At 29.1% G+C, this 14,526-nt stretch carries 8 protein-coding genes; 3 read left to right on the forward strand and 5 right to left on the reverse strand.

All coding sequences use genetic code 11. The features are described from left to right. Positions 1-2 precede the first annotated feature (2 nt). The 4 genes from sufC to ABXG81_RS08600 all read right to left on the reverse strand — a co-directional run bounded on the left by sufC (position 3) and on the right by ABXG81_RS08600 (position 3,753). Complete coding sequence (gene sufC / locus ABXG81_RS08585; protein ID WP_117520365.1) at positions 3-734, reverse strand: Fe-S cluster assembly ATPase SufC; 732 nt, start codon at positions 732-734, stop codon at positions 3-5. Positions 735-881: 147 nt separating this feature from the next. Further along, positions 882-1,148 carry an HPr family phosphocarrier protein gene (locus ABXG81_RS08590; protein WP_353528783.1) on the reverse strand — a complete coding sequence of 89 codons (267 nt, stop codon included), beginning with the start codon at positions 1,146-1,148 and terminating at the stop codon, positions 882-884. 227 nt (positions 1,149-1,375) lie between these two features. Beyond that, positions 1,376-2,788 (reverse strand): beta-Ala-His dipeptidase, encoded by a 1,413-nt coding sequence (pepD, locus tag ABXG81_RS08595; RefSeq protein WP_117520368.1) that lies wholly within the window; start codon positions 2,786-2,788, stop codon positions 1,376-1,378. 38 nt (positions 2,789-2,826) lie between these two features. Next, complete coding sequence (locus ABXG81_RS08600; protein WP_117520370.1) at positions 2,827-3,753, reverse strand: glycosyltransferase family A protein; 927 nt, start codon at positions 3,751-3,753, stop codon at positions 2,827-2,829. 175 nt (positions 3,754-3,928) lie between these two features. Between ABXG81_RS08600 and ABXG81_RS08605 the strand changes: the two genes are divergently transcribed. From ABXG81_RS08605 to ABXG81_RS08615, 3 genes are all read left to right on the forward strand, one after another. Beyond that, a complete protein-coding gene (locus tag ABXG81_RS08605) occupies positions 3,929-4,789 on the forward strand; it encodes a C39 family peptidase (RefSeq protein ID WP_353528784.1) in 861 nt (286 codons plus the stop codon). Positions 4,790-5,234: 445 nt separating this feature from the next. After that, entirely contained in the window at positions 5,235-7,208 is a 1,974-nt protein-coding gene (locus ABXG81_RS08610) for a hypothetical protein (RefSeq protein WP_353528785.1), read from the forward strand. Between the two features lie 21 nt (positions 7,209-7,229). Then, positions 7,230-13,088 carry a S8 family serine peptidase gene (locus ABXG81_RS08615; RefSeq protein WP_353528786.1) on the forward strand — a complete coding sequence of 1,953 codons (5,859 nt, stop codon included), beginning with the start codon at positions 7,230-7,232 and terminating at the stop codon, positions 13,086-13,088. Between the two features lie 78 nt (positions 13,089-13,166). Here the strand turns inward: ABXG81_RS08615 and hemZ are convergent, their stop codons facing one another. Continuing rightward, a complete protein-coding gene (gene hemZ / locus ABXG81_RS08620) occupies positions 13,167-14,453 on the reverse strand; it encodes a coproporphyrinogen dehydrogenase HemZ (protein WP_353528787.1) in 1,287 nt (428 codons plus the stop codon). Between the last annotated feature and the right edge of the window lie 73 nt (positions 14,454-14,526).

The following is a 14,526-nucleotide window of genomic DNA, read 5'->3' on the forward strand; positions in this document are numbered from 1 at the left end:
GTCTACACCCATTCATATCCACGTTTTTCGATCTCGTCCATAAGACTATCGTCGCCTTCATGAGCAATTTTACCGTCTTTTATAACATGAACGTAGTCCGCTTTGATATTTTCTAATAATTCTCTATGGTGGGTAATAATAATAACTGCATTATCCTCTGATAGATAATCTTTTATACCACTACTTACTATTCTAACAGCATCAACGTCTAGTCCTGAATCTGTTTCATCTAGCATAGCAAGTTTTGGATTGAGCATCTTTAATTGTAAAATTTCTGATTTTTTTCTTTCACCACCAGAAAATCCCACATTAACATATCTTGACGCATAATCTTCAGATAAGTTTAAAGATTTCATTTCCTTAGCTAAATTTTTGCTAAAGCTTAGCATTTGCGGCTTCTTTCCTGTGATTTGCTCTTCAGAAATTCTTAAAAAATCATTTAATTTTACACCTGGGATTTCATCAGGATGTTGGAAACTCATGAAAATTCCACGACGAGCACGTTTATCAACAGATTCTTCTGTGATATCTTCGCCTTCAAAATAAATTTTCCCTTCTGTAACTTCATAAACTGGGTTAGCCATAATTGTATTCATTAGAGTTGATTTACCTGATCCATTCGAACCCATAACCACATGAACTTCACCCTTATTTACTGTTAAATCTATACCTTTTAAAATCTCATTATCTTCTACAGATACATGAAGATTTTCAATTTTTAATAACTCAGACATTTTTACCTCTTCTTTTTAATTTATATTAATCGAAAATTCAATTAAAGTATACTCCTTTACTAGGAATTATCAATCAGCTTATAGTCTATATTGTACTCGAAAATATCCATAAAAAAACGAGCCTAGGCTCGCAATATCTCTATACTTTTAATCTTGGTTAATTTTATTTTCTATTACATCTACTAAAGATTTGACAGCTTCTTCTTCTTTATCGCCGCTAGCTTTGATTGTTAATTCTTCGCCATTAGAAGCACTCATGCTAAGAACTGACATGATAGACTTTGCATTATAGCTTCTTCCATTTTTTTCTACTGTTATATCACAAGGAAACTGAACAGCGGCTCTGATAAAGATTGATGCAGGTCTTGCATGTAAGCCAATCTCATTAGTTAGTGTGACTTTTTGCTCGTACATAGTACCTCCTTTTTTTAAATCTTTTTATAAATTAATATTACATTATTTAAGCAAAAAATGCAAACATTTTCACAAATTTATTCAATTATGATTATAAAATCTGGCAATTTACTAGGATTTAACAAAAAAATTAGGACAGTTAAATCTGATAAGTATAGAAATTAACTATCCTAAATATATAACTTTTATTTAAGCAATTATTTATTTATAAAAACTCTAAGCAAAACTTAAATTCTTTTTATAAGCTCTTTTAAGAATTTGTAATTGTTTTCTACTGACTTTATACTAACACGCTCTGCCGGTGAGTGTGCTCCTTGTATTTCTGGTCCAAAGGAAATCATCTCAACATCTGGCATAACACCCTTAAATAGACCACATTCTAGACCCCCATGAGTGGTTGCAACTTCCATATCCGTTCCATTTTGCTCTTTCCATATATCATTTGCAATATCTATTAACTTAGTTTCTTCTCTTTGCCATCCTGTGTAAGCACTTTTTATCTCTGCCTTACCACCATATAATTTTACAATTTTTGTAGCTATAGCTGCTCTATTAAATTTAGCAGAATCAATTTGTGATCTAATCATTGAGCTCATTCTAATCTCATCTTCACTTTCTTCTAGTATACCTAGATTTGATGAAGTTATAATCTCATCTTTATATTTTTTATACAAACCATTAGGTAAGGTATATATACAGTCAATTATATTTTTAGATAAACTTTGGCTAAGAACTTTTCCATCAAAACTAGTTTCTTCTATACTGATTTGTCCCTTAGGGTCTGTATCTTTTGATTCATTTAATATATCCTCTTTTCTGCTATTAATTTCTTCTATAGCACTTTTTTTATCAGATACAGAAACTATGGCATAGGCCGTAGATGGGATAGCATTCCTCTTTACACCACCATTAAACTCTGCTATTTGTACTCCGTCTATATCTACTAATAACCTAGCCAAACTATTTATAGCATTGATTCTAGCTTTATCAATTTCCATTCCAGAATGGCCACCTTCAAATCCTCTTAGGTCAAGTTTAATAAAGTCTCCTTTAGCATCTTCATATTCTTTTTCAAATGTTATTTCTAAATCAAGACCTCCAGCACATCCTATCGTAAGAGCACCTTCTTCTTCTGAATCTATATTTAATAAATATTTTGCATTTATATCCGTTCCATCAAGAGCATTTGCACCAACCATTGATGTTTCCTCTCCTGTTGTAATAATTGCTTCAAGCGGCCCATGTTCTAGTGAATCATCATCAAATATTGCAAGAATAAAAGCCACTCCCATACCATCATCGGCACCTAGGGTAGTCTTATCAGCCGTTACCCATTCATCTTCTATCAATAATTTTATAGGGTCTTTACTAAAGTCATGAGCAGAATCATCTTCTTTTACACAAACCATATCCATGTGAGCTTGTAAAGCCACAGTTTCTCTATTTTCACAACCAGATGAAGCATTCTTTTTCATAATTACATTAAGAGCATCATCTTGACGTACTTCTAGTTTATGTTCTTTAGCAAAATTTACCAAATAATCTGAAACAGCTTTTTCATCTCCAGAGCATCTAGGAATTTCGCTTAATTCTTTAAAATATCTCCAAACTTCTTTAGGATTTAATTCATTATATTCCATTTATATCCTCCATTAATCTTAACTATTATATACAAATACTAATACCCAATTTTTGACTTTAACCTTTGCTTGTTTAGACTAAGTTTTAAGCTTCTTAAACCAAATGAATGGCTTTTCTTATTTATAATATACTCATACTTATTATAAGTTTCCCTAATTTCATCCTTGTTATAACCTAAATTTATAGCTTCTAAGAGTTTATTAACTATATTACCCACCAATTTATGGTTTATTAAGGCCTCTTTTTCTCTTTTTGATAGGTGCAAAGATTTATCATTTAAGATCCTATTAGAAAATTCTATATCATCTTCTATTTTTTCTAAGCTAAAGGAAGAAAGAGAAAGCCTATTTGTTTCGATTCTATAATAAGTAAGATACTCAGGTACTATCTCAATTTTTTTAGAATTTTTTATTATCCTTACCATAAACTCAATATCTTCTCCATAGGAGCTTTGCTCGTGAAAAATAATATCATTATCCAATATTATTTCTTTTTTAATTAGAAAATTACTTATATGGAGCTTATTTTTTGTTATTAAGTAATTAACTAAAAAGTCACTCTTTACAAAAGAACTTTTCTTTTCAGTAACTTCTCCATCAATCAATTCATTATAGCCACATGTACATAGGTCAGAATTTGTCTGTTCTATTTTTTTATACATCTTTGATAAGTACTTCCTGTCATAGAGATCATCAGAATCTAGAAAGCAAATATATGGGCTAGTTGACTTAGATATTCCAAAATTTCTTGCAGCAGAAACACCACCATTTTCTTTTTTATAATAATAAATATTATCATACTTTTTGCCTAATTTACCTACTATTTCACATGAATCATCAGTTGAGCCATCGTCAACTATAATAATTTTAAAATCATTAAAATCACTTGCTTCTACCGATTCAATAGTCTCACTTATCATACTACTTGCATTGTACATTGGAATTATCACATCAATTTTCGCCATAAAACTTACCTCAAAATATATAAACTTATTACAATTATTATAAACTTATATGTTTTTTAGTCAATAATTAAATAAATCAACTATTAAATTAATATTATTGATTTTTAACTCCAATATTGATTAAACATTGAATTTATTATATAATTATTTTTATAAGTTCAGTAAAGGAATAATTATGAGAAAAAGAAAAAAAAGAAAATTTAAACTTTTAAGGTTAATTGTAATAGCTTTTATAATTTACATTATGGTAAATTTTCTTAGAACTAGAATAAATGACTCACCATATGAGGATAATTACTTTAACGAAAAATTAAGTTATTTCAATTCAATCTTTAAATCAAATAAATATAAAACAGATGACATGAACAAACTTAGAAAAAATATAGAAAAAGAAGCTAATAAAGGCAATGAAAAAGCTCAATGGATTTATGATAATTTCGATTCTTTAGATAATACTTTATTATACCTAAGTGGAAACGACTCTGATACTATAGAATTTGTCTATAATTATGCAAATGGGATTACAGACTTTGCCTATTATGATGGTCAGTCTGTAGATTTAGGCAGAAAAACACCTTATTTTATTCAATGGGACAACAGATGGGCCTACAATAATTTAGGTCATTCCAATATAGGTATAGCAGGATGTGGACCAACCTCAATAGCCATGGTACTTGCAAGACTAAATAACGATATCACTATAAGCCCTGATAAAATATCTAAAGACGCCTATGGGTATATGGATGGAAATGGTATATCTTGGTCATTCTTCCAAGATGAGGCAAATAAGTATGGATACAGTGTTAGTGATATTCCAAATAATGAAGAAGCTATGATAGATGCTTTAAACTACGGACCTTTAATTGTTTCTGTAGATAAAGGATATTTTACTCTTTTCGGACACATACTTGTTATAGATTCCTATGAGAATGGTAAATTTATAATTAATGATCCAAATAGTATCAAAAAAAGCCAAATGAAATGGTCATACCATCAACTACAAGATCAAATAGCTCATATTTGGTTACTTAGTTGAAATAATTCTTTTACTTACTTAAACTATATAAATAATATAGATTATATTCTTATTGCTAATAGAAGCTATAAGTTGCTTTTATTAGCAATATAACCATCTTATAAATTTTATCTTTCAAATTGTATTCAAGTTTATACTCAAATAAGATAAATTATCCAAATAAATCTTTACTCTACCTTCCTTGTAATAAAAACTTTTTAAGCCACTAATTTAGGTCACCCTAATTTTTATATTAATTTAGTAGAATTTTTTTGTCATTTATATTATAATATCAAATATGAAATCATTATAATAAATAAATTTATTTACAGTAAAAATTAATAAGTGAGTATGGCCATACTAATTTCAAGACTTGTTATATGATTTTATATAGCTGTCTACTGAAAAGATAGCTAAAATTAAAATATAAAAATAGAATATGTATATTTTAATAGGGAGGACTTTAATGAATAAAAAAAATAATTATAGCAATTATAGATTAAGTACCGCATTAGCTTTAATGCTAATTTTTTCAACTAATAATACTGTATTTGCAAGTGAAGAAGGAAATTTAAATAATGATGAATTTTTTTCTACTAGTGAAGAAGAATTTTTAAATAAATCAAATGATCAAGAGATAGTAGAAAACAGTGACGATGGTTCTACCGATCTTACTACCAGTCCTACAGATACAGATGAAATAAATCAAGCAAATGATAATGCTGAGGATAGTAAAGAAAAGATGAGAGAAGATAGCAATCCCAAAACTAATAATATCAATGATCCAATAGATATAGATAATGAAAATAAAATAAATAACAATATTGATTCTAAAGAAGAAGTATCAAAAGACACAAATAAAGCAAGCAAAGTAAAACTAGATGACACAAACGAAGAAAATCTAGTTACAGTTGTCAAAGATCCTACTTATCCAAGTTACATACCCCTAGATAAGATAGATCAAAATGAATACTATATATTTGGTCAATATAAAAATAATCGAGATGATGGTGAAGATAGAGCTACTTATACATTTTATATTGATAGAAATGATCCTTACCAAAAAGTTTACATTAATTTAAAAAAAATAAATAGTGAAGGAAAAGAATTTGAAAAAGTTTATAGCATAAACTATAACGGCGAACTAAACATCAAGAAATTAGCTACGAATATATCTAGAAATGAACTAGAAATTTCAGCTTTAGATAAGAAAAACACTGGAGAAAGTACTTTTGGCACTGTAAAAGAAAATACTGATGCAGAAAATCAGGAAAATAAATCCACAACTTATGACATCCCCCTAAGAACTCATCACACTACACATTTTTTAGACGCAGATACTGATAATGATATTCATTCTCCTGTTGTCGCTTCTGGTTTCTTTGGACAGGATATCACGCCTCCACAAGCTCCTAAGAATATTAACAAAGATGGAATAACATATGAGTATACTGGCAAGTCTATTGGTTTGGATAAATTTAGTGAAAATTATAAAATTCTTCAAGAAGCTAATGATACTTTTGAATACTATATAGGTAAAGATAAAAAACAAAAAGTTGAAGTAAAGAGAGCAGGTGATCAATCAATCATAAATATCACAACATATGATCAAGATGGAAATGTTTTAAAAACATATAAAGGTGTTAAAGAAAACGATAAAATTCTAAACGACTTAGATCTCTCCTATGAGATTATCAACGAAAATCCTGTTATATATTCTAATACTAGTAAAATTTACTACTATAAAAAATTTGAAAATAAGGCTATTGATAATCCAAATAATAAAGATTCTGATGGATTAGAAAAAAATAAGGATGTAGAAAAAAATTATGTTGATAAAGATTATAAAAAAGAATTTTTAAGTAATCTATTAAACTTGTCCAAATTAACAAATACAGAAAAAGTAAAATTTGAGGAAAGAATCAATTTAGCTAAATCTAATGATGAAATCTATAAAATTTATAACGAAGCTATTAATTTAAATAATGCAAGAACTAAAAATGAAAGTTCTAACACAGATGACAATTACATCATTGATGATAACAAATCAAAAGAAGTAAATAAATATCCATTTATCAAAGATGAATCAAATGTCGATATATCAAAAGAATCTATTAATAAAATTAAGGAAGATCATAAAAATTCTAATAATTCCAACAATAGTCACTCTCTAATTTATATTCCAGACGACTATAAATATGTCAAAAAAGGATTCTATTTTAAAGAAGATCTTCTTAAAGATTACTATAACCTTAAACAAGCTATATTAGAAAATGAATGTTTATGTAAAACTTGCCAACACTTATTGTCTGATATTTCAAGTTTGAGCAAAAAATATTCTGACAAAATAAACAAACTGATAACACAATCCAAGTTATTATGTAAAGAAGGAAAAATGGCTTTAAAAGAATATTGTAAGATTCTAGAAATAGATAATTAAAAATAGTTATGGAGGTATATATTGAAAAAAAATCATAATAAATCTATATCATTTATTTTAGCTTTATCAATGGTATTTAGCTTTGTAAGTCCATCCTTTGCATCAAAATCAACAAATCCTAAAAAAGATAGTGATTTGGTAAATATTAATAGAAGCAAGCAGAAAAAAAGCAAAATTATCGATGATTATTTATCTAGCGAAGCTAGTATAAAGGCAGATATTGAAAAAGAAGTATATTTTATCGAATTTAATAAGAATGCAGATAAAAATAAAATAAAAAAAGCATTAAATTCAATCAAGGATACAAAGGTTCTCTACGAATATAATATTATATTCAACGGATTAGCAATCTCTACTTATCCAGAAAACATCGATTATATAAAAACTATTAAAGGAGTTGCAGATATTGAAAAATCAGAAAAACTCAATCCTTTAATGGAAAATGCCAGAAGCCTAGTAAAGGTAGACAAGGCAAGTAACTATCTTAAAAATATCAATGCAATAAATCCCAATCTTGGCAAAAATTATGATGGAAGAGGCATGGTGATAGCCAATATAGATACAGGTATGGATGCAAGCCATAAGGCAATGAGACTCGATGATGATGCAAAAAAAGTCGCCAAGGTAAAATTAGATAACTTATCAGAAGCCGATAAGAACTTCTATATTTCAGAAAAGGTTCCACATTCAGTAAATTATCTAAATGGAGGAAAAATAACAACCGAAAAGTACGATGATGGTTCAGATTATCACGATCCTCATGGAATGCATATATCAGGAATTCTAGCTGCTAATGATACTATGGAAGATATTAATAAAGGTAAGGGAATCAGAGGTATTGCCCCTAATGCTCAATTGTTTTCTTATAAGATGTACTCAGATGCTAGTGAGGGTTTTGCTGGAGATGAAACTATGTTCCATGCCTTTGAAGATTGTATAAAACATGATGTAGATGTAATTTCTATATCCTCAGGTTTTACAGGTACTGGACTTAAGGGAGAAAAATATTGGCAAGCAATCAGAACTCTAAGAAATCATGGCATTCCAGTTTGCGTTGCAACTGGTAATTATGCAAGCTCAGCTTCTAATTCTTCTTGGGATAGATATGCAAACAATGCCTTAAATATGACAGATACTGGAAATGTAACTAGAACAGCAGCCCACGAAGATGCCATAGCAGTAGGCTCATCCAGAAATACTAAAATCAATTTTGATGGAGTAAATATTGGTGGAAACGACTTTAGATATTCCAGAATAGGAGCTTTTTTTGATCCCAATAGTTTTAAAAAAGACAAGTATAAATTTATTTATTTAGGCAAATGTCAAGATGATGATATAGCTGGCAAAAACCTAAAAGATAAAATTGTAATCATGGATAGAATATACACAAAAGATTTAAAATATTCTTTTAAAAAAGCAGCTGATAAAGGAGCAGCTGGAGTTATAGTTGTAAATACTGTATCTTACTATAACCGTGATGATTGGGAAAGCCTTCCAGCTATGGGTTATGAAGAAGATGAAGCTACAAAAGTACAAGTATTTTCCATCTCTGGTATGGACGGTATAAAATTATGGTCAATGCTAACTGGAAGATCCGACAAGGTTAATGTCAAATCTAAAAAAGACTCAGACTATAGAATAGATATGAACTTATATAACTCTCAAAAACCTAAAGTAGGAGAGGAAAAAGAGCTTAATATTAAATTTTTAGATAAAAAAATTCCTTGGCAAGATGTTAATGTACCCGCTGGATCTACATCCTGGGGACCTAGAGTAGATCTAATGTTAAAACCAGATGTATCTGCCCCAGGTAAAAATATATACTCTACCTTAAATAAAATAGACGGAAAAGATACCTATCAATATATGTCAGGTACGTCAATGGCTACTCCAGTAGTATCAGGTTCAACAGTTATTATTAGACCTAAATTAAAAGAAATGGTAAAAAAACCAGTTATTAAGAGTAGAGGAATAGATTTGGTATCCCTTACAAAAATAATGCTACAAATAACATCCACTCCTATGATAGATCCTCAAACAGAAGAAAGTGGAACTTATCTTTACGCATCACCTAGACAACAAGGTTCTGGACTTATCAATGTTGAGAAAGCTCTTAAAAATAATTTAGTAATTTCTTATGATCTAAAGGACTCTAGTGGTCAAACAAACTCTTATGGAGCTGTCTCTCTAAAGGAAATAAAAACTAAGAAAAAAGATTTCAGAATTAATATTGATAATCCAACTAATAGGGATATCACTCTTAAAGTATCATCCTCCCCTATTACTACAGATGGAGAGATTAAAGTAAAAAAATTAGATGAAGAATATGATGAAAAGTCCAAAACTGGAATTCATACAGTTAATGAAATTCATCCAAAAAAAGTTGACGGAGCTAAGCTAACCTTCGCTAAAAACGAAATAGTAATTCCTGCAAGAGGATCTTATAGTTTAGGTGCAAGCCTTGACGTTGGAAGCCTTGCTAACAAAAATAAATTTATAGAAGGATTTATAAACTTTGAGTCAAAAGAAGAAAAAGAAAATACCAGAAAGGATCCTCAACCTTCTCTATCTATGCCATTTATGGGATTTGCTGGAGACTGGAATAATGAACCTATAATCGATAAATGGGCTTGGGAAGATGGATCTCGTTCAAAGGGCATTGTAGGTTATGATGATGAAGGTAATCCAAAAATACCTGGAACCTTAAATAGAGGTCGAGGAGGAGAACACGGCATAGATTTATTTAAACCAGCAGGAGTTATCCAAAATAGAGAAGATGATAATAAGAGCTTAGATCAAGACCCAGATTTATTTGCCTTTAACAATTCACAAGATTGGGATCTAGAATCCACTGGAGAAAGTAAACTTATCAAAGATTATGAAACAGATAGAGGCCTTACTCCAAGCCCACTCATTTTAAGATCTGCAGCTGATGCTAAAGTTTCTATAGTAAACAGTGATAATCCCAAAAATCAAAATTATTTAAAAGTACTCGATGTAGATCATTTTATAAAGGGAATCTTAAACTCTAAAAGAAATGACTCAAAAGGTATAAAGGGTTCTAAGCTAAAAGTTTATGGTGATCTGAGATGGGATGGATTAATCTATAATCCTCATTCAGTAGATAAATACGATAAAAATTATGTTGAAGGTAAATTTGAGCCAATAGCAGAAGGGCAATATTTCTATAAATTTGAATATAGACTAACCCCTGATTATCCATATCAGATCTCCTATATTCCAGTAAAAATAGATAGAACTCCACCTGAGATTGTATCTGTTGATGCATCTAACCCTGATGAAATAAAACTTAAAATAAAGGATAGCTACCATAAGCAAAAAGAAGCCTACAAAAATGAAACTATCTTTACCAGAGAACAAGAAAAAAATCCTCAAAAATTTGAAGAAGTTCCTAACAAAGTATGGTTTGCAGGAGCTGCCTTTGTAGATGAAAATGGCGAAATATTAGATAAACTTAAAGTAGTAAATGTTGGAGAAAAAAATAAATATAACGGCTTTAAACTAGATAAAGATGGTAACAGCTGTTATAAAATATTGGGAGCTAATAAAAATCTTTTAGGAAAGACAATAGAAATTGCTGCTTTAGATGGAGCTTCAAACTTTACTGATTTATATCAAGTTAAATTTGACAAAAAAATTATAAACGGCAAGCTAGGATACTCTACTGTAAAAAGCTCCTACGATCCTGATATAGATGACTATATTGAAGAAAAAAATTCAGCAGGAAAAATAGACGCCAAGTTATTAAAAAATATTAATACAAGTGAAAAAAAATCAGATAAAAATGAAGCTAATAGCTCTGCTAATTTAGAAGGAAAACCAAGTATTAATATAGATACTACTAAATCTACTATTGAATCACTTGATAATAAAGATCTAAATAGAATTATAAAAGTAAAAAAGATCAAAAAAGAAAATCCGTTAACTGGTATAAAAGAAGAAAGCTACGATTATGGAGATGAAAAGTCCATAGATGAATATGGACTTCCAAGTAAATATCTTGATGGAAGTAAGATGGAATTTGTAGATAATTCCCTAGATTATTTTAAAGATCATAACTATGTAGGAAAGATTATATTAAATGCAAATGGTGGATTTGATATAGAAGGTGTAGTCAAAAACGTAAGTAAAGATGCTAAAATCTACTTTAGATCTACTGCTATGAAAAAAACTAACAAGCTAGGCCAAGTGAAGACTATTCCATCAACATATAACGAAAAAGATAAGTCAATGTCATTCAATCTATGGGCAAATATAAATGATGTCGATAATAATAAAGGTATTGATTATAAGGGAGATATAGAACTATACGTAACCGATAAAAATGGTAGCAGCCAAAGTATCTATATAAGAATGCCTAAAGAAAAAATCTCTAAGAAGACAGAAGATAAAATACCAAATGTCGAATCTAATTATGGAAATATCATAGAGCTTGGCGGAGCTGACCTAAATCATGGATTAAAAGAGAAAACCGATGAGGCCGGCAATATTTATTATGAAATAAGTGATAATTTAAAAATTAAAAATGGATATGCAGTTAAAATAATATCTATAAATCCTGGAAAAACCGGATTAGAAGCCTTATCATCAAATATATATACTAACGATAGTAAAGATGTAGCAACTAAAACAGCTAATATAAAGACTCTTCAAGGCTTTACCATCTTAAGATATGAAGTCTATAAACTAGAAAAAAATTCTAATGGAGAAGCTATACTAAATGATGAAAATTTAGTAGAAGAAATTGGCAAAATTGTATATATAGATAAAGATAAAGTCCAACTTGATATGGATAATGATAGCTTTAATCCTTATACAAATGAAAATAACGCTAATTATGGAGAACTTTACATTAGAAAAAGTCCACTAATTTTACGAGGAAAAGTAGGTGATAAAGGTGGATTTAACTGGAACTTTAGAATAAATGAATCCATAGTTGATCAATATTTAATTTATGGAGATCTAAACAGTGATAATTCCAAAGACTTCGAAGTAAAAATAGATGCTAACGATGGTGATATCATGGATTGGGCTGTCAAAGACTATATAGGCAACGGTGAGCCAGAAGGTATTAGATCACAATACAAGATATTTATCGACAACACTAAACCAGAAATTGAATTAACAAATGAAAAGCTCGATAACAGTATCGGACTAAAATATGAGATTGACGGTAAAGATAAGGAAGTAAATTTATCTATAACAGATAAGATAGATAGTGGAAATCCTGGAAGAATTCAACAAAAATCAATTTTGGTAAATGGAAAAGAATACCAAGCTAATAGCTTATTAAATTCTTATGCTAATTACAATAATCCTGATCAAGTAGAAATTAAAGTTATTGCAACTGATTATGCAAGGAATACCAAAGTACAAATTTATAAGCTTGACTTAAATACAGGAAAAATAGAAAATGTCCAAAATCCAAAAGTAGAGGTCTTAGTAAATGCTACTACAAATGAAGTAAATTTAGGTGAAGACTTCACTCTTCCAGAATATGAAGGCACAATACCTGAGGAAAAAGAATTCGCCGGATGGAAAGTTAGAGATGCTATCAAAAAACCAGGTTTTACTTTTAATACTCAAGCAAATATAGAAATCACACCAGTATTTAAAGATAAAGAAAAAGATTATGTGTCTTTAAATTTTGAATCCAATGGAGCAGATGGAGAGATTCCAGAAATGAAAGTTGTGAAAGGAAGCGAAATAAGCCTTCCTGAAAATACATTCATAGCTCCAGATGGCAAAGAATTTGCTGGATGGCTTGTATCTGGAAATGAAGATATAAATAATCCAAAAGATAAAATAACAGTAAACGATAATATTACAGTTACTGCTATTTGGAAAGATATTCAGTAAACATAAGTTTTTAGTAATTTAAGATTAACAAGTTCTTTGTTACTTAATATAAAAAGCTGGCATTTATTTGTCAGCTTTTTAATTTGATTCAATCATCATATTTTTATCCCTTATAATATTTTCTATATTTTCTGTATAATCACGTAAGTTACGAGCATTGCGATATTTTTTACCATTCATAAGCTTAGTATTAGCGTTCATACCCAGGCCAATGACATTCTCACTCTCCTCGTTAATTACAATATTATATCTTTGACTAGTATCATCTTTCTGATATCCTACATTCTCTAAATTAGATAAAATATTCTTTTGTCTATAAAGATAATAAGCTTTATATCCATTTTCTTCTGTAAATTTTTTAATGACTTCATTTATCTTCAAAGCATCTTTTACAGAACCTTTTTTATTTTCTTCTCTGTACTTACTCCCACGTTTGCTAGCCAAAGCATGGAAAGTTATATTTTGTGGCTTTAACTTTTCTAGAATTTCAAAGTTCCTTATAAAAGAGCAACTATTCTCTCCTACAAGTCCCACAATAAAGTCCATATTTATAATAAATTTCAAATCTTTAGCATATTCATATATGGTTATAAAATTATCGTAATCAAAGCTGCGACCTACAGAATTTATAATATCTTCATTAAAAGTTTGAGGATTTAGAGATATTCTCTGCACTTTATTTTCGCTTAAAATATCAAGTTTTTGCTTATCTAGTGTGTCTTCTCTACCTGCTTCAACCGTAAATTCTCTATAGGTAAATCTCTTATTTATAGTATTAAGCAGCCTATCAAGATCATATGCTGATATATTTGTAGGAGTTCCCCCTCCTATATAGATGCTATCAAGACTATTGGGTAAGTCTATATTATTTATTTCATGAATTAATTTATCAATATATGCACTTCTATCATGATTAATTCCTACTAAGGTAGGATAGGCACAATATCTACATCTTGTAGGACAAAATGGTATATTTATATACAAGTTAAAATCATTTTTATTAAAGTCTAGCTTATTTTGTTCATTTTCTACATCTTTGAGTAAAGCTAGTTTTTCATCAGAAACAAAGTATTTATCCTTAATCTGATTTGTACTTTGACTTTTTAAAAGTTTTGATGGTTTTGATCCCGTAAGCATCCCCCATGGAGACTTATAACCAGTTTCTTTTTCAAAAATTTTATATAAATTTGCTTTCAATTGGTAATTACTTTCGTAGGGATAAGATTTATCTTTAAAAATAATTTCATCATCTAAAATGTTAATACTAGCTCTATTAGTAAATTCTATGTTACTATCATCATAAAAAATATTTAAAATATCATATACAGTTTTTCTTTTATTTTTATCATTTAAACTTATTTTCATGTGAAAATTATACCATAAGTAAAATAATTGCAAAGAACTAGCTTATGCTAAACATAAGCTAGTTCTTTTATAT

The sequence above is a fragment of the Anaerococcus nagyae genome, from assembly GCF_040364225.1.
Classification (GTDB): domain Bacteria; phylum Bacillota; class Clostridia; order Tissierellales; family Peptoniphilaceae; genus Anaerococcus; species Anaerococcus nagyae.